19 protein-coding genes and 1 pseudogene are annotated in these 22,210 nt (G+C 60.3%); 13 read left to right on the plus strand and 7 right to left on the minus strand.

The window, feature by feature from the left end; translation table 11 throughout:
• The first annotated feature begins 52 nt into the window (after nucleotides 1-52).
• Complete coding sequence (locus AB3X96_RS20315) at nucleotides 53-442, plus strand: potassium channel family protein (RefSeq protein WP_368591085.1); 390 nt, start codon at nucleotides 53-55, stop codon at nucleotides 440-442.
• A gap of 57 nt (nucleotides 443-499) precedes the next feature.
• Here AB3X96_RS20315 and AB3X96_RS20320 read toward each other — a convergent pair whose 3' ends face one another.
• Nucleotides 500-757, minus strand: a complete 258-nt coding sequence (locus AB3X96_RS20320) for a hypothetical protein (protein WP_368591086.1) — start codon at nucleotides 755-757, stop codon at nucleotides 500-502.
• A 319-nt stretch (nucleotides 758-1,076) separates the two neighbouring features.
• Between AB3X96_RS20320 and AB3X96_RS20325 the strand changes: the two genes are divergently transcribed.
• Genes AB3X96_RS20325 through AB3X96_RS20335 form a run of 3 tightly spaced genes read left to right on the plus strand, consistent with a single transcriptional unit; the run spans nucleotide 1,077 to nucleotide 3,853 of the window.
• A complete protein-coding gene (locus tag AB3X96_RS20325; RefSeq protein WP_368591087.1) occupies nucleotides 1,077-2,471 on the plus strand; it encodes a cytochrome ubiquinol oxidase subunit I in 1,395 nt (464 codons plus the stop codon).
• A 33-nt stretch (nucleotides 2,472-2,504) separates the two neighbouring features.
• On the plus strand, nucleotides 2,505-3,488 hold the full coding sequence (locus AB3X96_RS20330; RefSeq protein WP_368591088.1) for a cytochrome d ubiquinol oxidase subunit II: 984 nt from the start codon (nucleotides 2,505-2,507) through the stop codon (nucleotides 3,486-3,488).
• Nucleotides 3,489-3,532: 44 nt separating this feature from the next.
• Nucleotides 3,533-3,853, plus strand: coding sequence for a DUF3331 domain-containing protein (locus AB3X96_RS20335; RefSeq protein WP_368591089.1), 321 nt, complete (start codon nucleotides 3,533-3,535; stop codon nucleotides 3,851-3,853).
• Nucleotides 3,854-3,978: 125 nt separating this feature from the next.
• On the opposite strand, the gene AB3X96_RS20340 is transcribed toward AB3X96_RS20335, so the two are convergent.
• Entirely contained in the window at nucleotides 3,979-5,274 is a 1,296-nt protein-coding gene (locus AB3X96_RS20340) for an NAD(P)/FAD-dependent oxidoreductase (protein WP_368591090.1), read from the minus strand.
• A 408-nt stretch (nucleotides 5,275-5,682) separates the two neighbouring features.
• On the opposite strand from AB3X96_RS20340, the gene AB3X96_RS20345 reads away from it, so the two are divergent.
• The 6 genes from AB3X96_RS20345 (at nucleotide 5,683) to AB3X96_RS20370 (ending at nucleotide 11,212) form a co-directional block, all read left to right on the plus strand.
• On the plus strand, nucleotides 5,683-6,600 hold the full coding sequence (locus AB3X96_RS20345; RefSeq protein ID WP_368591091.1) for a 3-hydroxyacyl-CoA dehydrogenase: 918 nt from the start codon (nucleotides 5,683-5,685) through the stop codon (nucleotides 6,598-6,600).
• Nucleotides 6,601-6,621: 21 nt separating this feature from the next.
• On the plus strand, nucleotides 6,622-7,581 hold the full coding sequence (locus AB3X96_RS20350; protein ID WP_368591092.1) for a 3-hydroxyacyl-CoA dehydrogenase NAD-binding domain-containing protein: 960 nt from the start codon (nucleotides 6,622-6,624) through the stop codon (nucleotides 7,579-7,581).
• Nucleotides 7,582-7,682: 101 nt separating this feature from the next.
• Nucleotides 7,683-8,231: an acyl-CoA dehydrogenase family protein gene (locus AB3X96_RS20355; protein ID WP_368591093.1), complete on the plus strand. Its 549-nt coding sequence runs from the start codon at nucleotides 7,683-7,685 to the stop codon at nucleotides 8,229-8,231.
• Nucleotides 8,232-8,297: 66 nt separating this feature from the next.
• Complete coding sequence (locus AB3X96_RS20360; RefSeq protein WP_368591094.1) at nucleotides 8,298-9,152, plus strand: enoyl-CoA hydratase-related protein; 855 nt, start codon at nucleotides 8,298-8,300, stop codon at nucleotides 9,150-9,152.
• On the plus strand, nucleotides 9,149-10,408 hold the full coding sequence (locus AB3X96_RS20365) for a CaiB/BaiF CoA transferase family protein (RefSeq protein WP_368591095.1): 1,260 nt from the start codon (nucleotides 9,149-9,151) through the stop codon (nucleotides 10,406-10,408). The genes AB3X96_RS20360 and AB3X96_RS20365 overlap by 4 nt, the downstream gene beginning before the upstream one ends.
• A 30-nt stretch (nucleotides 10,409-10,438) precedes the next feature.
• Nucleotides 10,439-11,212 carry an enoyl-CoA hydratase gene (locus tag AB3X96_RS20370; RefSeq protein ID WP_368591096.1) on the plus strand — a complete coding sequence of 258 codons (774 nt, stop codon included), beginning with the start codon at nucleotides 10,439-10,441 and terminating at the stop codon, nucleotides 11,210-11,212.
• Nucleotides 11,213-11,739: 527 nt separating this feature from the next.
• Here AB3X96_RS20370 and AB3X96_RS20375 read toward each other — a convergent pair.
• From AB3X96_RS20375 to AB3X96_RS20385, 3 genes are all read right to left on the minus strand, one after another.
• Nucleotides 11,740-12,975: a DUF3734 domain-containing protein gene (locus AB3X96_RS20375; RefSeq protein WP_368591097.1), complete on the minus strand. Its 1,236-nt coding sequence runs from the start codon at nucleotides 12,973-12,975 to the stop codon at nucleotides 11,740-11,742.
• Nucleotides 12,976-12,994: 19 nt separating this feature from the next.
• Nucleotides 12,995-13,792, minus strand: a complete 798-nt coding sequence (locus tag AB3X96_RS20380; RefSeq protein WP_368591293.1) for a 3-hydroxybutyrate dehydrogenase — start codon at nucleotides 13,790-13,792, stop codon at nucleotides 12,995-12,997.
• Between the two features lie 218 nt (nucleotides 13,793-14,010).
• On the minus strand, nucleotides 14,011-14,943 hold the full coding sequence (locus tag AB3X96_RS20385) for a hypothetical protein (RefSeq protein ID WP_368591098.1): 933 nt from the start codon (nucleotides 14,941-14,943) through the stop codon (nucleotides 14,011-14,013).
• Nucleotides 14,944-15,902: 959 nt separating this feature from the next.
• On the opposite strand from AB3X96_RS20385, the gene AB3X96_RS20390 reads away from it, so the two are divergent.
• A complete protein-coding gene (locus tag AB3X96_RS20390) occupies nucleotides 15,903-17,252 on the plus strand; it encodes a mechanosensitive ion channel family protein (protein ID WP_368591099.1) in 1,350 nt (449 codons plus the stop codon).
• An 83-nt stretch (nucleotides 17,253-17,335) separates the two neighbouring features.
• Here AB3X96_RS20390 and AB3X96_RS20395 read toward each other — a convergent pair whose 3' ends face one another.
• A complete protein-coding gene (locus AB3X96_RS20395; protein WP_368591100.1) occupies nucleotides 17,336-17,512 on the minus strand; it encodes a hypothetical protein in 177 nt (58 codons plus the stop codon).
• A 500-nt stretch (nucleotides 17,513-18,012) separates the two neighbouring features.
• A pseudogene (locus AB3X96_RS20400) lies at nucleotides 18,013-18,939 on the minus strand (GlxA family transcriptional regulator); the annotation flags it as partial.
• Between the two features lie 462 nt (nucleotides 18,940-19,401).
• Between AB3X96_RS20400 and AB3X96_RS20405 the strand changes: the two are divergent.
• Both AB3X96_RS20405 and AB3X96_RS20410 read left to right on the plus strand, forming a co-directional pair.
• Entirely contained in the window at nucleotides 19,402-19,857 is a 456-nt protein-coding gene (locus AB3X96_RS20405) for a (2Fe-2S)-binding protein (protein WP_368591101.1), read from the plus strand.
• Between the two features lie 84 nt (nucleotides 19,858-19,941).
• Nucleotides 19,942-22,158 carry a molybdopterin cofactor-binding domain-containing protein gene (locus AB3X96_RS20410; RefSeq protein ID WP_368591102.1) on the plus strand — a complete coding sequence of 739 codons (2,217 nt, stop codon included), beginning with the start codon at nucleotides 19,942-19,944 and terminating at the stop codon, nucleotides 22,156-22,158.
• The last annotated feature ends 52 nt before the right edge of the window (nucleotides 22,159-22,210 follow it).

Raw genomic sequence — 22,210 nt, forward strand, 5'->3', positions numbered from 1 at the left:
CCCGCCCTCGGCCTAACCTCGCCGTGTGAACGAAGACTGTTGAAGATGAGCCATGGAGAAGAAAGTTAGGCCTACCGCGCCCGCCCCACTGAAGGCTGGCCATGTATTCGAAGAATTTGGGCGGACCCTCTGGTACCTGCGTGCGCCCCTCGCAGCGCTATTTGTGTTGTTTCTTCTGCTTTCGGCGGTAATGTATTACGCCGGCGGTCCAATGGAAGCGGGAAGCAGAACGCCATCGTCGTTTGGGGATGCCCTCTACTTCTGCATCATCACGGCGCTCACGATCGGCTACGGCGACGTGGTGCCCACCACCGTCGTGGGTCGGATCGATTCGGTGCTGATCGGAGTGCAGGGCATATTGGTGACGAGTATGGTCACAGCCGCGTTCGTGCACGCGGTTCAGGAGGCAGCGCGCCGCGCACGCACGCAAGATGATGCCTAGGTCCTATGCGGCCGCGGCAAGTCCGACATTGGCAAAAATGACGAAGCCGCTCCGGCTTCACGGAAACCAGCAGCCCACCCGGAATACGCTGCCAATGCCAACACGCGCCCAACAGGTCGTCAGTAGTGCGGCCAGAAGCATGGCACCGACCATGAACGCGAGAATCACGTAACCGGCCGGCGTCATAGGGCCGCCGGCAAGGGCAGACCACTGTCTGGCGTTTGTCGCGATCTGGACGGTGCGTCGCACCTGCCTTGTGATGTAAGCGCTACAAAGGCGCGACGCAATAGCGGTGAAGATTTCGCTTTTCATCATGACGGATCGCCGCAAGCACCATCCGGACAGTCCCCAAGACAGAGCTTGTATAGCGAGCCGATCTGACCGCCATCTCCCAGGCATTCGCGACAGAAACTTTAGCCTGCGAACCAATTTAGGCCTCGCCGGCCACAGTCGCAACTACACTTTGGTAGCAGTTTCGGTGACCTTCTTTCCTTCGGCGCCTCGGTATCGTTACACCTTCGTGCAATTGAGCCGCGCAACATCAACGGCCTAAAGTTGCTCTATACGGGCAACGTCTCCCAATGCTGACGTCGCTCGAACGTAGCCAATCGCACACCGCAATGGGACGGTCATCATGCTCACTGACGTACTCCAACTCTCGCGCGCGCAGTTCGCGATGACCACGATCTTCCACATCGTGTGGCCTATCCTCACTGTCAGTCTGTCGGTATTCCTGCTGCTGATCGAAGTACTGTGGATTCGCACCGGCGACGTAATGTACTACCGCCACGCCCGCCACTGGAGTAAGCTGCTCGCGCTCAATTTCGCGGTCGGCGTGGTCACTGGCATTCCGCTGGAATTTCAGTTCGGCACCAACTGGTCCGGCTTCGCACGATTCAGTGGCCAGTTCGTCGGCAATATTCTTGGCTTTGAAGGCGCAATGGCGTTCATGCTCGAAGCCGGATTCATCGGCGTGATGATGCTCGGCTGGGGACGTGTGTCACGTGGCGTCCACGTCTTTGCCACGGCGATGGTCGCGCTCGGATCCAGCATTTCCGTATTCTGGATCATGGTCGCCAATTCGTGGATGCAGACGCCCGCCGGTATCACCGTCCTCAACGGCAAGCTCGTGATCACGGACTATGCAGCGGCCATCTTCAACCCCGACATGGTGTGGGCCGTCTCTCACATGTGGACGGCCGCGATCGAAACCGGGATGTTTGTGATCGCAGGCATCTCGGCATACCACCTGTTCCGCCGGAGGCACCCTGAGTTCTTTGCGCGTTCCTTCAAGATCGCACTGGGCGTGCTCGTCGTCGTTGCACCGCTTCAGGTCTGGCTGGGAGACTCCAGCGGCACCAGCGTGTTCGCGACTCAACCCGCAAAAGGTGCCGCCATCGAAGGGCACTGGCAGACCAACAAGCCGGGCACAGGCGCCGCATGGTCGCTCGTTGCATGGCCCGATCAGCAAAAGCAGCGTAATGACTGGTCGATCGAAGTGCCGGGACTCCTGAGCATTCTCGGCACGCACTCGCTGCACGGACGGGTCTCGGGTCTCACGGACTTCCCGCGCGCCGACCAGCCGCCGATGCTGCCGCTCCTCTACTACGCGTTCCGGGTGATGGCCGGCATCGGCTTCGCGTTCATGCTGCTCGCGCTCTGGACCGCGTATGCGCTGCACAAAGCGCGCGGCAACCTCCAGCGCCTTCTCGCGCAGCGCAAGCTCCTGCTCGCATGGGTACTGTGCATCCCGCTGCCTTACGTGGCCGTCGAGGCCGGATGGATCGTACGCGAGGTGGGACGTCAGCCATGGGTCGTCTACGGACTGCTGCGAACCAGTCAAGCCGTGTCCGCGGTGCCCGCGTCCTCGGTAACGGCCAGCATGGCGATGTTCTTCGTGTTCGACGTCGTGTTACTCATCAGCTTCTTCGTACTCGCGCGGCGTTGGCTGAAGAACGGTCCCGATCTCACTGCCACACCGCCCACGACCACGAGCATCACGCCCCAAACGATGGCGGCCGAATACTGAAACTTCCCTCTCCAACTCAAGGGAGATCGTCCGATGGAAAGCACCACTCATTCCCTGCTGGCCCTCACGTGGTTCGGCCTGATCGGCCTGATGCTGGCCTTCTACGTCGTGACCGATGGATTCGACCTTGGTGTCGGTATGCTGACTCTGCTGAGCAGAAATCGCGGAGACCGGGACGTGATGGTTCAAACCATTGGTCACGTGTGGGATGCGAACGAGACATGGTTGGTCGTGGTCGGGGGCGCCCTGTTCGGCGCGTTCCCGGCTGCCTACGCGGCCTTGATGCAAGCGCTCTATCTGCCCGTCATGGCGATGATAGCCGGGCTGATCATGCGGGGTGCAGCCATCGAATTCCGCCATAGTGCGCAGCACGGAAGCCTATGGGACGTCGTGTTCGGCGTGGGCAGCCTCGTCGCGGCCATCTCGCAGGGGATCGTACTCGGCAAGGTGATCACGGGGTTCGTGCCTGGCGGATCCAGTACGGCGTTCATCACGGTGACAGCCATCGGGGTCGTCAGCGGCTACAGCCTGCTCGGCGCGACGTGGCTCGCCAGGAAGGCGGTGGGTCCGCTCGAACGTTGGGCCCGCCGGTTGGCCCTGTTGAGCGCACAGTTCACCGTCGCGGCCGCGATCGTGCTCACCGCGGCGACCTGGTTCGACAGCGTGGCGGTCCATGCCCGCTGGGCCGAGCCCGGGGTGTTCGCCCCGCTTGCGGTGCTCGGCGTACTCGCCGTCCTCTCGTACGGCTGGCTCATGGCGTCGCTCTATCGCGGACGCGACCGCGGGCCCTTCGGGGCGGCGATAACGCTTTTCATCGTGTCGTTCGCGGGCCTTGCGATTAGCCTCTACCCGTACTTCATTCCGGGCCGGCTCACGATCTTGCAAGCCGCGTCGGACACCCTGACCCTCGCGTTCATGTTGACCGGAATCGGCCTCGTGTTCCCGGTGATGATCGGCTACAACCTGCACCAGTATGCGATCTTCCGCGGCAAGGTTATCGACACGCCCCACGCGTGACAGCACGCGATTCCAGCGAAAAAGCCCCATTCCAGGAGCCGCCAGTGAAAACGTCAGAGTACGCTGCGTTAGACGACGCACGAGTCCAGGTCGAAATTCTCGAACAGTCCGAGACCACACTCATCATTCGCTGGGTGGAGCCTGGACGATGTCACTATGGGGAGCAGCGCTGGCGTCTTCGCCATGCGAATGCGCCGGGCGTGTGCGTCGTGTCGCGGCGTGCAATCCGCCGCGGCGACGCCGTCTTTCGCCCCGCCGAGCGCCCCGCTCCAGCAAATGCATCGGCGATGATCTCTGTTGAAGCGTTTGGCTATTCAAATCGCGGCGTTGGCTTCAACTCAACGGAATCCGCACGTCGCATATAATTCCGACGCTCTTCCTCATTAGCGACGCTGCGCTGCAGCGTCGTTCTCAAGTCGCTCGCATCGGAAAGTAACATGCCGCTCCAAAGAGCGGCGAACATGAACAGCTGCTGGACCGCGAAAGCCCGTCAAGCGAGTCGAATCGCCGGTTGAGCCAATCCGTTGATCTGCTCCGCCGTCCAGAGCAGAGTTGCCCGGCGAAAACCGTGCAGCGCCTGCTGATGGCGTCGGTACAACATCGCGTGACTGAGCTGGGCAAGCTTGCCCCGAATGATCCCCCCAGGAAACAATCCAAAACGACCCAGCGTGCCGAACGAGTCGTACTCGCTCAATGACACGAGCGATCCGAAGTCCCGGAATGCGAAGCGAGGAAGAGGCTTGTTGTGAAGGATCCATTCCGGCAAATGGCGCGCCAGGTGCTCGGCCTGCTGAGTGGCCACCTGCGCAGTAGGAGGCAGCGGTCGCTGCGCACCTTGCGGCGTGAGCGAAGCGCAATCGCCGAGCACGAAAATATTCTCGTCGCCTAAAGCCTGCAGCGTGCCCGACACCACGATCTGGTTCGACCGGTTGGTCTCGAGGCCAGAAAGCCGGTTCATGAAATCGGGAGCCTTCACGCCTGCCGCCCATACCATCAAATCCGCTTCGGCAAGCTTGGCGTCTCCGTACACAAAGCCTCCCGGTTCCACAGCGGAGACTCCAGTCGAGGTCAGAACGCGGAAGCCAATTTTCTCGAGCCGTTGCTGGCTGGCTGACGAGATCTCCGCAGGGAAGGCGGGAAGCACGCGTGGTCCGGCCTCCAGAAGCGTCAAGCGCAGCCTGTCTGTAATCGCAGGATCGCCGTAGCTGGCCGCGAGCTCGAAAAGATGACTGAGCTCGGCCGATAACTCGACCCCGGTAGCACCAGCGCCCACGATCGCAATCCTGAGCTCCTCATCCTTCACCACGGAACGAAGAGAATGCTCGCGCAATGCGACGTTGAATGTCTCTGCCTGCTGTTGACTGTCAATAAGATGGCAATGCTCGAGGACTCCAGGCACGCCGAAGTCGTTCGCGCGGCTGCCTATGGACAGCAGCAGCACATCGTATGGAACTGTTCTCCTCTCGAGCATCAAGCCGCCCTCGTGCGACTCGATTGCGGCAAGTTGAACTTCACGTCGTTGTCGGTCCAGTCCGCACATTTCTCCCGGCTGATACGTGAAGCTGTGTTCGCGCGCATGGGAAAGATAGATTACACGCTGCTGATTCACATCGCGCGTACCTGCCGCAATCGTGTGCAGCATCGGTTTCCAGATATGCGTCGGGCTTCTGTCGATCAAAGTCACGCTTGCTTCACCCGACCGGCCTAACCGGTCGCCGAGTCTGGTTGCAAGCAGAATCCCGGCGATTCCGCCACCTACGATAACGATACGAGTTGGCTTTTTCATAGCGATCACTCAATAAATGAAGGACGATTTCGAACAACCTGTGCCGACGACAATGCACTGGTTCGCAATAGCGGTTCCTCCAATGAGACTCATCGGTACTTTCGCAAAATAGGATATGCAGTAGGACGTCCGCAATTACACCTTGGGCGCAGGATTGATCGACAAGTCTTCCCATCGACAAGATGGTGTCGTTACACCATCGTGCAATTGAATCGATGCCGGTCACCAGATAGATTGATGTCCATGAACAATGCCCCCAACACCGGCGTCGTTCAAACCCCGCCAGTCGCTCAACTTCACGGGCGCATCGCGGCCCTGGGCGGGCGAAAACACCGATACCTGTGGCGCTCGCTCTCTGCCTGATGTTCTGCGTTCACATCACCTCCGGCAAAACGTTAAGGATGACAAATGACTATGACTCACACCAATTCAAGCAGCGTTTCTCAGGACACGGTTTGCTCGGGACGATTGTTTCTCCTCGAATTGAGCAGCAACTCGATTTACTCGATGAATCCAGATGGAACCGACCGCAAGACGATCGTCACGGACTGCCATCTCCCCGATGGCATCGCAGTGGACGCGCACGCCGGCCACATTTACTGGACCAACATGGGTCACGCTCTGAGCGCCAATGACGGATCGATCGAGCGCGCCGACCTCGACGGCAACAACCGCGTGGTCATCGTCCCCCAAGGTCTCACGCATACGCCAAAGCAGCTCCAGCTTGACCAGGACGGTGGAAAACTTTATTGGTGCGACCGCGAAGGCATGCGCGTGATGCGCGTCAACTGCGACGGCTCTGATATCGAAACACTGGTCGAGACCGGGCGCAACGACAACGACCGCCACGACCAGAACCGATGGTGCGTCGGAGTCGCTGTCGATCGCGTGCACCAGAAGCTCTATTGGACACAAAAGGGCCCTGACAACGGCGACCGGGGCCGCATCCTCCGCGCGAATCTGGAGATCCCGCGCGGCGAAGATCCAGCTACCCGCTCCGACATCGAAGTGCTCTTCGACCATCTGCCGGAACCGATCGATCTCGAGTTCGACGAGGCTAACCGCGTCCTCTATTGGACCGACCGCGGCGATCCTCCGCGCGGAAACACAGTCAATCGCGCCCCGGTCGACGAAGCGGCGACGCCCGAGATCGTCATCACGCATCTGCTGGAAGGGATTGGCATCACGCTCGACGTTGCTGGTAGCCGAATGTTCGTCACGGACCTGGGGGGATCAGTCTATTCAGCGCAACTCGATGGCAGCAACCTGCGCAACTTTCTCTACGCCCAGGGCAACCTCACCGGCGTTGCCTACGCCGAAGTCTGACCCGTACATTGGAGAAATGACATGACTGACACCAAGCCCATTCGCCGCGTCGCCATCATCGGCACGGGCGTGATCGGCGCGAGCTGGGCCGCGCTGTTTCTCGCCAAAGGATTGCATGTCGTGGCGACGGACATAGCACCGAATGCGCAAGCGTCATTGAAAAAATTCGTGGAGTCCGCGTGGCCGGCGCTCACGAGATTGGGTCTTTCGCCTGGAGCATCGATCACGAACCTCACATTCACGCCCGTGCTCGAACAAGCACTCGTGGGCGCGGACCTGGTCCAGGAAAACGGACCCGAGCGGATCGATTTCAAGCAGAAGCTCTATGGGCAACTCGACGAGCTGTTGCCTGCCGACGTGATCGTTGCTTCGAGTTCGTCGGGGCTCACCATGAGCGAAATCCAGAAGGGGGCTGCGGCGCATCCCGAACGCTGCGTCATCGCCCATCCGTTCAACCCGCCCCACCTGATCCCGCTGGTCGAGATCGTCGGCGGCTCGAAGACCTCGGAAGCGACGATCCAGCGCACAGCGGAATTTTATACCGCGATCGGGCAGCGTACGGTGCGGGTCAACAAGGAGATGCCGGGCCACGTCGCGAACCGGCTGCAGGCCGCATTGGCGCGCGAGGTGTATTACCTCGTCGCCGAGGGCGTAGTAAGCGCTGCCGACGTCGACACCGCCCTGTGCTGGGGGCCGGGCCTACGCTGGGGCGTGATGGGCAACATGATGCTCAACCATCTTGGCGGGGGCCCTGGCGGAATCGAGCACTTCTTCCAGCAGTTCAGCGGCCCGATGACGGCGTGGTGGAAGACGCTCGGCGAGCCGGTTCTGAGCCCTGAGGTTCAAAAGAAGCTCGTAGACAGCGTACACCTTGAGGCCGGATCGCGCTCCATCGCAGAGTTGGAGGCGCAGCGTGATGAGGTTCTGCTCGGTCTGCTCGAGCTACGCCGCAAGGTTGGCGGTTCGAAACAGACGAAATAACTCGCTCCGGTCGCGTGAGCCCAGGCACAACCTTCCGGATTGCTCCCCCGACTGACACGTCATTCTTCCGGCTTTCCAGGCATAGCAACAGGAGTCGCAAAATGTCTATCGCTGCAACAGACACCAAGGCCGCCGCCAAGGGGCTTCCGCCACCGAACAGTGATTTCTATCACTACGCAGACACTTTGAACGCAGACGAGCGAGCGATTCTTCAGAAGGTGCGCACATTCATTGGATGGGAATCGACTGGATGCGCGATGGGTGCGTACGAGCACGCGCTGCAGTACGCCCAGCAGCGATTGCAGTTCGGAAAGCCTATCGGCTCGTTCCAGCTCATTCAGGATCTTCTTGCGAAGATGCTCGCCAACGTCACCGCGTGCCAGGGCATGGTGGTTCGCACGGCACAGCTCGCCGACGAAGGCAGGCTGACGGACCAGCAAGCCGCGCTGTCGAAAGCGTTCACGACGTCCAAGGCGCGTGAGACCGTTTCGTGGGCGCGAGAGCTGCTCGGGGGCAACGGCATTCTAGCCGACTACGACGTCGCGCGTTTCTTTGCCGACGCCGAGGCGCTTTATTCCTACGAGGGCACCTACCAGATGCAGAACCTGATCGTCGGGAAAGCGATCACTGGGTTCAGCGCGTTTATCTAAGACTGCAGTCGTGACGACGAGTTCGTCGTCGTCCCCGATTTACCCGAATTAGAAGGAAAGCTAAACATGTCATCGACAACAGTGACAGCCCCAGCTTCACCCGTAGTAGTAGTGCCCGATGATCCGCAGGCGAAAGTCGTCACGCTCGCGAACATTCTGTACGAAAAGCGCAATGGGATCGCATACGTGACCGTCAACCGTCCCAAGGTCCTCAATGCCCTGAGCACGCAGACATGGAAGGATCTGCGAACGGCTTTCGAGGATGCACGCGAGGACACCGTCGTGCGCGGCGTCATTCTCACCGGCGCGGGCGATAAGGCGTTCATCGCCGGCGCGGACATCAGTGAGCTTGCGCACGCGAGCGCGATCGAAGCGGAGCAGTCGAGCCGTTTTGGGCAAGCCGTGCTCGACCTGATCGAGAACCTCGGCAAACCGGTGGTCGCGGCAATCAATGGCTTTGCCCTCGGCGGCGGCTGCGAGACGGCAATGGCGTGCACCCTCCGCATCGCCGTGGAGCACGCGAAGCTCGGACAGCCCGAGGTAAAGCTCGGGCTGCTGCCAGGCGGAGGCGGCACGCAGCGGCTGCCGCGCCTCGTCGGGAAAGGCCGCGCGCTGCAGCTCATTCTGTCCGCGGAGCTCATCAGTGCGCAGGAAGCATGGCGCATCGGGCTCGTCAACGAGGTGGTTCCGGCGGCCGATCTCATTGGACGCGCTGAAGCCATTCTGATGATGATCGCCTCGAACGCTCCTGTCGCGGTGAGGCTATCGCTCGAAGCGGTGAACAAGGGCCTGGACGCGAACCAGAGCGAAGGCCTCGCGCTCGAAGCCTCCTACTTCGGGCTGTGCGCCGCGACAGATGACAAAAAGGAAGGCACCTCCGCCTTCCTCGATAAGCGCGCCCCGCAGTTCGTGGGACGGTGAAGCAGACAACACGATTTAGGAGTGACCCAATGGCAACCGACAATATTTTTTCCGGACTGAAGGTGGTCGACTTTTCGAGCTTTATCGCGGCGCCTGGCGCCGCCGTCATGCTGTCGGATTTCGGCGCCGATGTGATCAAGGTCGAACCCCCGAGTGGTGATCCCTGGCGACACGGGCACCAGATCCCGTCGCAACCGATGGCGGATGAGCCGTATCAGTGGCATCTCGCCAATCGTAATAAACGCGGCATCGCGCTCGACCTGAGGTCGCCCAGCGCCCAGCAAGTTCTCCAGCGGCTCGTCACATGGGCTGATGTGTTCACCGTCAATACGCCACATCCGGCGCGCAAGAAGTTGAAGCTCGAGTATGACGATCTGGCGCGCTGGAATCCGCGATTGATCTATGCGGATATCACCGGCTTTGGCGAATGCGGCCCGGATGCCGATCTGCCCGGCTTCGATCTGACCGCGTTCTGGGCGCGTAGCGGCCTGTTGTCGATGACGCGTGACGCTGGAGCGCCACCGATCTGGCCGGTGGCTGGAAGCGGCGACAACGCGACGGCGGTTGGAATCTATTCGGCGATCGTCACCGCGCTTTACCGCCGAGAGCGCACGGGCAAGGGCTCTTACGTCACGACTTCGCTCCTTGCCTCAGGCGTCTGGTCGGCCAGCGTTGCGATCCAGGCCGCCCTGGCCGGCGCGACGTTTCCAGCACCGCACGATCGCACGCATCCCGCGAATGCGGCGCTCAACGTGTACCGCGCCTCAGACGGCACCTGGTTCGTCCTGGTAGTGATGCACGACAAGTTGGCGGCCGTCGCGAAAGCCATCGGACGCCCGGATCTGCTGACTGATGCACGGTTTGCGGATCCGGCGAAGGTAGCGGCGAACATGCCGCAACTTACGGCCATCCTGGACGAAGTTTTCGGCGCGCAGCCGATGGCGCACTGGCACGAGGCATTCAGCAGTCTCCACGTCACATACGGCGCCGTGCGCGGACCACAAGAGGTGATCGACGACCCGCAGCTGCGAGCCAACGATGTCATCGTTCCGCTCGAGGGCGCCGGCGGCAAATTGACCTCGACGATCAGCAATCCGATTCGGGTTCATGGCGTCGACAAAGTGCCGGCGCGACGCGCGCCCGATCTTGGCGAGCATACCGACGACATCCTCCGCGAGCTGGGCTTCGATGCAAACGACGTCGAAGGCCTGCGCGCGAGCGGCGCGGTGGCGAGCATGAAGGAACACGCCGCCTGACACACGAAGCACAGAGAGAAAGGAGCAAGCATGAGCGACATCATCACCGAGCGTACCGGCAGCGTCCTGCGGGTCGCATTCAATCGCCCCGAGAAGAAGAATGCCATGACCGGAGCCATGTACACGAATCTCGCGGACATCTTCAACGAGGCTGCCGAAGACGAAGAAGTCCGCGTCGTGCTATGGCACGGCGTGGGCGAGTCATTCTGCGCAGGCAACGACGTCGGGGATTTTCTCAAGCATCCGCCCCGGCTGGGCGACTTTCCGCAGGGCCGCCTGATCTCGGCGCTCATCCGGTTCGAAAAGCCCATCGTGGCGGCCGTGCAAGGCGCGGCGATCGGCGGCGGAACCACGATGCTGACCCACTGCGATTTCGTCTACGCGGGCGAAAGTGCGAAGTTCCAGTTGCCGTTCATCAACCTTGCGCTGGTGCCGGAATTCGGGTCGAGCTTTTCGATACCAGCGCGCGTAGGACATCTAGGGGCAGCGGACCTGTTTCTGCTCGGGGAGCCTTTCACTGCGTCGCGAGCAGTGGAACTGGGCCTCGCGACTCGCGTGCTGCCCGACGGCGATCTACTCGAGACCGCTACTGCAACAGCACATAAGCTCGCGGCAAAACCGGGCAGCGCGTTGCTCGCTACCAAACGACTCATCAAGCAGGCTGCGCTTCAGCAGCTCCAGGAGGCTGTGAAGAGTGAAAACCAGACGTTTTTTGCACAGGTGAGTTCAGCAGAGGCCAAGGAGGCGTTCTCGGCCTTTCTCGAGAAACGTGCGCCCGATTTTACGAAGAGCCCGAAGGGCTGATGGTATGCCTCGCATCGCCAATCAACCACTCACCAATACCGCCGAGTCAGCGTGAACCTGCTGCCGTGCAAATGATCCACCGGGCGATGTCTCCGGTGCCGCATAAAGGCACAGTGCCCGCCGATATCTGTGTATATGCTCCTTGCGAAACGGCCGCAGGGGCCTATACCTTGGGCTTCTCTTAACTTGCTATGTAGGTGGAAGCCTTGCTATGAATTTCAAAGAAAGCAGCAGCGCAGCCGCAATAACACTTTGGGTGCAATATTCCAATTGAGCAACCGTACGGTCAGATGTGATTCCAGCAAGGCAACATGTGTCGGGTAACCGCAGCGGGTGGCATGTCGAACTTTACAATTTCGGGCAAGGCAATGTACCAACTCCTCAGAAAGAACGGATCGAGTTCCTGAATCTAGACGACCACTTCCTTGATCGCCCGCACCTTCTGGGCAAGTACGGCCTGCGGGTCGCCGTAAAACACGTTGCATGTTGTCTCATGAACAGCTTGGCATCTGCACGGGACGATGGCATCAATCGTCCCGATGGATATCGTGCGTAACAAAGCTGAGGTCGTTGATCGGCATATCCAACCAATCCCGATTCTGCAGGGTCCTCCTGGTATCGGCCAATCCGGTTCGCCAATGTTCGCGCATTGTCGAAATACCAAACTGATAGTCCTTGTAGTGGCCTTCGTACTCCTTGTCTCGGTAGATCAAATGAATGATGTTGTAGCGCTTGTCGCATGATACTTCCTGTGCGAGCTCGTACCAGCGGTCCTTTTCGCTTCCCTCGGGCAGCTTCTCGAGCAACTCCCGCACCACGCGCCGAAAATGTTGAGTTCGTTGCAGCAAGTCCGTCACAAGACGGGTGCGGCTGGAGTACTGGACATCTTTGACGCGTCCCATGACTTCGCTTAGATCGCTCGGCACCGGCCCGGTCGCGCTCCACAGATCAATCTGAAAAGCGAGCGTGTCGCGACGCGGCGTCGCTTGCATAACCTCGAATAGCGGAGTGTTCGACATAAGGCCGCCGTCCCAGTAATACTCGTTCTCGATTTCCACCGCCGCGAAGCCCGGCGGCAAAGCACCGGACGCGATGAAATGCTCGGCACGCAACGGTATGCGGGTATTGTCGAAATAGGCGAAGTTCCCTGTGCGGGCGTTCACGGCGCCCACCGAAACCCGTACCTCCGCCGAATTGATTCGGTCAAAGTCGCACAACCGCTCGAGCGTGGCCTTGAGCGGCCTCGTGTCGTAAAAGCTTGCCGTTTGCGGATTCCCGGTTGACTGGAAAGCGGGCGGCGGAAACCTGGGTACGAAAAATCCCTTTTGGCCATTGACAATCGCACTCGCAGCCTGAAATGCCGTAAAGCTCTTACGCACACCGTCATGCACGTTGAACAACGTGTCCTCGATCGCGGCCGGTATGGGCATTCCGAACGCAGGCTGGCAGATCGTCTCCCAGAATTCTGAGAGCCGTGCCACCCGGTGCTCGGGCGCATTGCCGGCGATGATCGCCGCGTTCAACGCACCAATCGAAATGCCGGCCAGCCAGTTCGGGCGAATACCTGCTTCTTCAAGACCCTGATAGACGCCTGCCTGATAGGCCCCCAGCGCGCCCCCGCCCTGTAACATCAGCGCGATCGTCTCGTACTCGGGCAACTCGATACGCGGACTGGCGCGAACGTCCACCGACGCTTGGGCACGCTCACCCACCCCATTTCCGGGGGCGCCGACGCCGACCCGCCTGACGTTGCTTTGCACCATGACGCCTCTCCTTGCGGGCTTACTGCATATACCAGCCATGGCTTACGATGAACGATTGGCCGGTCAACGCTGCGCTCGGGAACGCCGACAGGAACAGCACCGTCTGTGCCACGTCGTCCACCGTAGTGAACATGCCGTCTACAGTGTTGCCGAGCATCACGCGTTTCACCACCTCCTCCTCGCTGATGCCGAGTTCTTTGGCCTGCTCGGGAATCTGCTTGTCGACGAGCGGCGTGCGCACGAACCCCGGGCAAACGACATGGGAGCGTACGTTATGTTTCGCCCCTTCCTTCGCAAGAACGCGCGCGAGGCCGAGCAACGCGTGCTTTGCGGTCACATACGCGGATTTCAGCGGCGAAGCTTCATGCGAGTGCACGGACCCCATGTAGATGACGACACCGCCGCGGTCGTCCTTGTACATGTGCTTCAATGCGGCCTTGGTAGTCAGGAACGCACCGTCGACGTGAATCGCCTGCATTTTTTTCCAGTCGGAAAATGCATAGTTTTCGATGGGATTGACAATCTGGATGCCGGCGTTTGAAATCAGGATGTCGACTGCGCCCAATTCCGCAGCCACCATGTCGAATCCCTGGTTGACGGCATCTTCCTTCGTGACGTCCATCGCCACACCAATGCTTTTGCCGCCAGCCTGTTTGATTTCTTCTGCTACGGCGTTCGCCCCGCCCTGATTCAAATCGGCGATCGCAACCGCCGCGCCCGCAGCCGAGAGCGTCAACGCGATCTGTTTGCCGATGCCGCTTGCGGCGCCGGTAACCAGTGCAACTCTTCCGGTGAGACTCTTGTTCAACATAGACATCAGCATCTCCCAAATTGACTGTGACGGCTCGAATGTTCCGCGCACACGCTTTTCACTCGACGCCCGTTGAGTTACTCGAATGCAACTTCGTGAAAGTCCCCAGCCTGAGGTCCGCCACGGGACGCACACCTTCACATCTCGTAGGCCCGGTGCAACTCCCGGCAACACTGCGCCAAACAGTTTCAGCCATCTGCACGTGCAGCCCCACGGGATCGGACTTAGATGTCGGCGTAATCGATACCAGTCAGCACACCCAGATGAGCAACTGTAGTGAATTGCGACTCTTGCTTCGTATCGATGTTCAGCTCGCGGACGTTGCCGCCCAGATCGGTCACAAATGCGCGGCGGCCCAGTGCGTCCAGAGACACGCCAATGCCTTCCTCCAGCTCGCGGGCGAGCACCTGGTGATCAACCAGTCCGGACGACGTGATTTTTGCGCGATTTAGTGTATTTCCGTCATGCGTATCGTCGCCACGGTCAGTCCAGTACAGTACGCCATCGCGGTGATCGATATCGAGATCGATCGGCTCGGGCAGATCGGCCAGCAAGCATTCGACATCCGGGCGCTGATCGGGTGTCGCACCAGGCGGCAACTCAATGCCAGCCCTGAAGATGCGGCCCTCTCCGGCGTCCGGCGGTCCCTTTTGCGTCCAATAGACATGGCCGTTTGCCTTATCCAATGCGATGCCTACGCAATGGCGGGTCGCATCGCCCGTATGTTCCGGGAAACTTCCGGTGCGGACGAGCTCCGTCACCTCCGTACCGTCCAGCCGCGCGCGCATGACCCGCATGCCTTCGCGATCGCACCAATAGAGATGACCGCCCTCCTTGTCCAGCGCCAGTTCCTTAGGCGTCCCGGCCAGACCAGAAGGCACCAGTACACGATGCTCCCTTCCATCGAGCTTCGCGCTTTCGATAGTTCCGTCATTAGGGGGAACTGCGCCGGAAGCCGGATCGCTGTCGACCAGATGGATGCCGGTTCCCATGTTAGTCCAGTACACCACCCGGCTTTCAGCATCGACCTTGATGCCGTCGGGCGTGCGCGTAAGATTCGCGATAACGACCTCGTGTGAACCGTCCGGCAACAGAGCGATGATCGCTGGTGGACGTGCCTGCAGGACATATAGCGTACCGCCATTCTTCGTAGCCACAGTAAGTACCCTCCATCTAGTCAAAATAACTGTCGTCGTACAGCTCAGAGTCAGATCCTTAGTCCCACAGCAGGACGCTTCTCAATGTTCAACGGACATTCGGATTCGATCGTTAAACGCTTTCACCGCGTCGTCTTTTGCCTAACGCATTGCACCGAATCACCCATTCGTCGACCGTGGAACCCAGGGACATCTGGATGACCACGCGGGCCGAACGACGGCTCGACTGCCTGGCCAGTCAGCATATAACGTTGCGCTTGACCCAGACATTGCACGTCTCTGTAATCCGAAACACGTTCGGGTGCCGGTCCTCGTTGCTGAACAAGCTTCGAGCGCTAATGTGCACCTGCATCTGCACCTTCAATGACTTGGAAATACATGTCGATGCATATACACACTTAACGCCCGAACATGGGAAAGAATCCCTCGACATAGCGGGAAGACCATGCAGGTGCCTCATTTTGAGCGCCGGCCTTCGAACACAGTCTAGGGTATGCCGAGGACAGTCACAATTGCACTTTGGATTAGGTGTTACACGACACTCATTCAATTCCATATGGTGTTGCTAACACCATCGTGCTATTGCATCGCGCCCGCTTGCAACCTAAAGTTCCCGTCAAGAGCAACATCTTTGAGCGCTGGCGTAGACAAAGCGAGAGCAATTGCAGGCCGCCGGAACCAACGGTGAATCTCTCGGCTTCGGATTTACGGGGATGAAACCTGAGATGCGAAATACGGGCTCCGATATTCCGCTCATTGGCGTCGGCCCATACGAGCCATTTCCGCCGTAGCGAGTGGTAACGCCCATCGCAATTGAGTCAGAGCCCACTACCGTGACCGAGCCATTGAACCAGATACTCTATCCATGCGGAGCAGCCGTGATAAATGTACTGGTCCTGCTCTGGTCGCCTGGCCGACGGCAGCCCGTCCTGCACGCGGCACTAAAATGCGCCCTATTCGTGCTTCTGACAGTGTCGATGCTTCGATATGGCATCGTCCCGACCCAAGCCGCGCATCGATTTTCGGACCCATCCGTTCACTTTCTTCACGGAGTCCTTGAAACGGGATGGTGGCTGTTAGCAGCCGCGACGACTATGGCCGTAGTGCGAGCCTACTACGTTGTTGGCTATCGACTGCGTCAGAACCGGTTCACGCTGGACGTAATCGCAGCCCTGCTCTATCTTGGAGCAGTGATCGCAATTGTCGCCGATGTATTCGACATCCCGCTCAAGGGAGTCCTGGCCACCTCTGGCGCTTTAGCCATCGTCCTTGGCCTCGCGCTCCAAAGCACCCTTTCGGACCTTTTTTCCGGTTTGTTGATTAACGCTACGTCTCCCTATCGTGTCGGAGATTCCGTAAAGTTGGATGAGGTAGCGGACGGTGAAGTTGTTGAAGTTACCTGGCGCGCGACTCACATAGCCAAAGCAAACCGCGACATGGTCGTCGTGCCAAACAGTGTCATCGCCAAATCGCGAATCGTAAACCACAGCTTCCCTCTCGGTCCTCACGCAACAGTCGCCAAGTTTGAGACCACGACGCGGCTTCGACCGTCTGAAGTTGTGCTCGCCCTCGAACTCGCCCTCCAGACCTGTGTTGGCATCTGCAAAGATCCTAAGCCGAGCGTGGCTACGACCTCCATCGGTCGAAGAACATCCATGTACGACGTGACCTTTTCCAGAACGGGTGAACGATCAGAAGTAGAGGTGCTGAACAAATTCTATGACGCAGCTCATCGCCATCTGGAGTCGTTTACCGTTCCACTGGAACACGGGAACGAGTTCTCCGACATCCCAGGCGGAACACTCGCATATCGACTAGTTGAAGCTATCGGTATATTCGGGATGCTTTCTAAAGACCAACGGATTCAGCTAGCAAAATCTCTGGTTCGTCGCGAATGCGCACCCGGACAAGTGCTGCTTAGCGCCGGAACGTGCTCACAATCCATTTCAATTGTCGGGTATGGAGTCGTCGCGGCATCCGCAACGGAAGACTCTGGTGGCCACTACGACATCGTCCGTCTTGGTCCTCGAGAATACTTCGGCGAGAGCGGACCAATCGCGGGTGTTGCTTCAATGGTTACGTTCGTCGCACGGACCTATGCAATCGTCTATGAATTACCAGACCACGCCGTTATGAATCTCCTTAAACAACATGCCGATGTCGCACACGCTTTCGCTGCAAAGCTCGAGGCACGCGAACGAAAAGGACAAGCCCTGATGCAGGTGTCTCCAGAGGTCCACATGGCAGAGAATGGACTGATGCAGTGGCTACATCGCTGTATCGAGGCAATCCATCACAAGCTAGCATGATTTGACGTCTTCCCCGTCCTCAACTCACGGCAGCCGCGCAGATGCACATCATCGCCACGGGGCAGACGAACGCTACTCACGGATCATGAAAACTCGGCCGACGAAATACCAAGGCCTACCAATAAGAGCGATTTGACAACGTTGCCGTCGGCCTCAAGTCGGTAAGCGCGGCGCTTCGTGGGCATCACGATGCCGTTGAAGATCTTGTGCTCATCGCAGTAATGGGCGACGTGCCCCCGGGCCCGCCAGAGTCGGGCCATAGTCCAGTCGTCGCAAAAGGCCTTTACCGTCGAAGTAGAAGGTCTGTACACGTGTATGAGTCACAAATCCGGACGGGTACGTGACGCGGAGTCGACGCCATGTTTCGCCATTTTCCTGCCAGATACCGTCCTCCACGCATTCGAAACCCGGATCTGCAAACACGAAGGGAACGACGAAGTAGTTCCAATTGGCGTATCCGCAGAAATACGCGAGATGCAGATCATCCCACTGGGACATGGCGGTGTGACCTGCAAATGCGTCACTCGGATTGATGCGCGCCTGTAACAAGGTCCCGTCTGTCCGCTCCAAAGCTAGACGTCGCAAATTCTTGCAGGCCGGGATCCTCGGTTCTATGGGTTTCATCTTGGGTTCCGCCGGCATACCGAAGGTCGCGTTCGAGCGGCTTGACGGGTGGTTCCCTCGCAGACAAGATGTGCGAGTTTGGTGTTGCATCGACCGGGTCAGTCCGCAGAATCCCTCGGACACCCATGCGTTTGTGGCGCCGGACTGCCTGGGGCGGACGGCCAACCTCGCGCATGAAAGCGTCGCGCATATGCTCGCAGTCGCGAAAACCGGCCTCTCTCGCGATAACATCAAGCGGATGCCGGCTCTGTTCGATCATCAGCCGCGCTACCTCCAGTCGAAGTCTTTCAATAGCCTTGGCCGGGGACGCTCCCGTTTCGAGCGTAAACACACGGCTGAACTGGCGCGGACTCAGGTGAGCGATTTTGGCCAACTCCTCTACCGTCAGCGAACGCCTCAGATTCTGGCGCGCATAGTTCAGGGCATTCTGGATCCGATCGGATTTCGGGGCGAGGTTCAGCATTTCGGAATGCTGCGACTGGCCGCCCGCCCGCCGCTGAGGCATGACAAGCCTGTGCGCCACAGAACGGGCCGTTTCCACACCCAGATCCTTTTCCACCATCGCGAGTGCCAGGTCAAGGCCAGCCGTCATGCCGGCGGACGTCCAGATCGGACCATCGACAATGTAGATCTGGTCTTCCTCCACGTGGATATCCGGAAAACGTTCCTGCATTGCGCGCCCATACGCCCAATGCGTCGTGGCGCGCCGCTGCGCCAGCAAGCCTGCTTCCGCGAGCACGAATCCGCCGGTGCTGATCGCGCCTATGCGCCTCGCGCTAATGCTCGCTTTGCGCAGGAACGCAACTATAGTGTCAGGAGGCGGAGAACTGAACGGATCAATAACTCCGCCGACGATCCACGTGTCCACGTCAACGTGCCCGTGCAATGATCGTGTGCTCACTGTCAGGCCAGATGACGAGCGCATTTCCCCGCCGTCCTCGGAAAAGGTTTCGAGCGCGTAGAACGACTCTCCGACCACGACGTTCGCGCACTCGAACACCGACTGCATCGCGAGATCCATGGACAGGAAACCGTCGCTAATCAGAAAGCCAATCCGGCACATGTCCGTTCTCCGTCACGTCGTGGCATAAGTCATGATCATAAGCGCCGCGCCGGGTCTGAATATAGCAACAAGGTGTACATACCAAGGTGTCATTCGTCCACCACCTGCGAACTGACACCCTGGCGCAACCACTTCATGGTACGGCCACTATTACGGGCGAATTGCCGAATCTACAGCTTGATCACGGTTGCGCGGAACCGCGGCATCAACAACCGCTCAGGTATTGCCAGCGTCGAGGCGAATCAGAAAGCCGAGCCGGTGAATGTCCGTTCTGCGTCGCGCGATGTCCTAAACCATCCCGAATTCCGTCATTTCTGTCGCATGGAAACGAAGCCAGAATGCAATTGCGCATTCGTCAATGATCTTCGGAAGGGCGCTTTGAATTTGCTTTAACAAGGTCGCGGCGACTAATACACCGTCCACGATAGCGCTATTTCAACGGCTTATTTCCTGGAGTGCTCTGTGGTTAGCCTGAACATCAACGGCGCAGCTCATACCGTCAACGCAACTGATGACATGCCGCTGCTCTGGGTTCTTCGCGATATTATCGGATTGACCGGCACCAAATTCGGCTGCGGGATTGCGCAATGCGGCGCATGCACCGTGCACCTCGACAGCGTCGCGGCGCGTTCGTGCGTGCTTCCGGTCGCGGCGGTCGGCAACAGGCAAATCACGACGATCGAAGCAGTCGGCGCCACAGAGGCCGGCCGCAAGGTACAGCAGGCGTGGCGAGCGCTCGATGTCGTGCAGTGCGGCTACTGCCAGTCGGGCCAGGTGATGGCGGCCGCCGCGCTGATCGCGTCGAACCCGAACCCGAGCGACGCCGACATCGACGCGGCGATGGCCGGCAATATCTGCCGCTGCGGCACGTACAACCGGATTCGCGCGGCGCTCAAGCAGGCCGCGAAGGAGGCGTGAAATGAAACGGCCCCCACGTTCACTTCGTTCACTGTCCCCCGAGGGGGCGGTCAGCCTCCTTGAGGCGGCACGGGGGAGGCTGACATGTCGCGCGGACTGATCGAAGCGGGCAAGGCCGGCGCGGCCGTCTCGCGCCGTACGTTCCTCAAGTTCGGCATGACGCTCGGCGCGGCGGCCGGCGGCGGCCTGTTGCTCGGTTTCAGCGTGAGGGCCGCCAGCGGCGACGCGCGGCGTTCGGTGATCGGCGGCGACGCGCTCGAGGAGCCGCGTCCGGGTGTGTTCGCGCCGAACGCATTCGTGCAGATCGACCGCGACGGGCAGGTGACGCTGGTGATGCCGAAGGTAGAGATGGGGCAAGGCGTCTATACATCAATTCCTATGCTGATCGCAGAAGAGCTGGAAGTGCCGCTGTCGAGTGTCACGCTCGAGCATGCACCGCCAGACGAGAAGCTGTTTTTCGATCCGCTGCTGGGCGGGCAACTGACCGGCGGCTCGACGTCGATCCGCTATGCGTGGGAACCGTTGCGCCGCGCAGGCGCGAGCGCACGCACGCTGCTAGTTATCGCCGCCGCCGCGCAATGGAAGGTCGATCCGGCCTCGTGCCGCGCCGAGGGCGGCGAAGTGCTGCATGCGCCGAGCGGACGGCGCGCGTCGTACGGGCAACTCGCGGACGCGGCGGCGAAGCTGCCGGTGCCGAACGGCGTCGCATTGAAGCAGCCGGAAGCGTTCAAGCTGATCGGCACGCGCGTCAAGCGGCTCGATTCGCCGGAGAAAGTCGACGGCACCGCACAGTTTGGCCTCGACGTGCGCGTGCCGGGGATGCTCTACGCGGTAATCGTCAACTGCCCGGTGTTCGGCGGCACGGTCGCGAGCGTCGACGATTCCGCCGCGAAGAAGATTCAAGGCGTACGCCAGATCGTCTGTATCGACAACGCGGTCGCGGTGGTCGGCGACCACACGTGGGCGGCCATGCGCGGTGCGTCAGCGCTTATCGTGAAGTGGAACGAAGGCGCGGGCGCGAACGTGTCGATGAAGGATATCGTCGCGGATCTCTCGGGCGCGGCGGATGGAAAAGGCGCGGTCGCGCGCAAGGAAGGCGACGTCGACAAAGCGTTCAGCAGCGCGACGACGCGCGTCAGCACGGTCTACGAACAGCCCTTCCTCGCGCACGCGACGATGGAGCCGGTCAACTGCACGGTACACGTGCGGTCCGACACCTGTGAGATCTGGGTCGGCACGCAGGTGCCGACGCGCGCCGTGGATACGGTGAAGCGGATCACCGGCTTTCCGCCCGAGAAGATCGTCGTCAACAACCATCTGCTCGGCGGCGGCTTCGGCCGGCGTCTCGAGACCGACATGATCGGGCAGGCCGTGAAGGTCGGCCGGCAGGTGAGCGCGCCGGTGAAGGTCGTCTGGACGCGCGAAGAAGACATCCAGCATGACATGTACCGGCCGTACTACTACGACAGGATCTCAGCGGGACTCGACGCGAACGGGAAGCCCCTCGCGTGGCGGCACCGGATCGTCGGCTCGTCGATCCTCGCGCGCTTCGCGCCGCCGGCCTTCAAGGATGGCGTCGATCCGGACGCGGTCGAGGTCGCAGCCGCCCTGCCCTATGACCTGCCGAACCAGCTCGTCGACTACGTGCGGCAGGAGCCGCGCCACGTGCCGACCGCGTTCTGGCGCGGCGTCGGGCCGACGCGCAGCACCTTCGTCGTCGAGAGTTTCATCGACGAACTCGCGGCCCAGGCCAAGGCCGATCCCGTGCAGTACCGGCGCGCGCTGCTCGGCAACACGCCGCGTGCACGCAACGTCCTTGACATCGCGGCGAAGGCGGCAGGCTGGGACGTACCGTTGCCCCAGGGGCAAGGGCGTGGAGTCTCCGTGATGCACGCGTTCGGGAGCTTCTTCTCGATGGTGGTCGACGTGGCGGTCGACGATGGCGAAGTGTCCGTGAAGCGCATCGTCTGCGCGGTCGATTGCGGGATGGCAGTGAACCCCGACACGATCGAGGCGCAGGTGCAGGGCGGCATCATCTTTGGGATCACGGGCGCCCTGTATGGAGAGATCACGATCGAGGACGGCCGCGTCACACAAAGCAACTTCACCGACTATCGGATGTTGCGGATCAACGAGACGCCGCCAATTGACGTGCACATCGTGAAGAGCGCCGAGGCGCCGGGCGGGATCGGCGAGCCCGGCACGTCCGCCCTCGCCGCCGCGCTGTCGAACGCGATCTACGCGGCGACGGGCAGGCGCCTGCGTAAGCTGCCCGTCGGCAGCCAGCTGAAATCGGCCTGACGTCGAGGAAACGATGATTCGAATCACCACTTTGACGCACGACGCGACGGCG

Origin of the sequence: Paraburkholderia sp. BR13439, assembly GCF_040948805.1 — a bacterium.
Taxonomy (GTDB): Bacteria; Pseudomonadota; Gammaproteobacteria; order Burkholderiales; family Burkholderiaceae; genus Paraburkholderia; species Paraburkholderia youngii.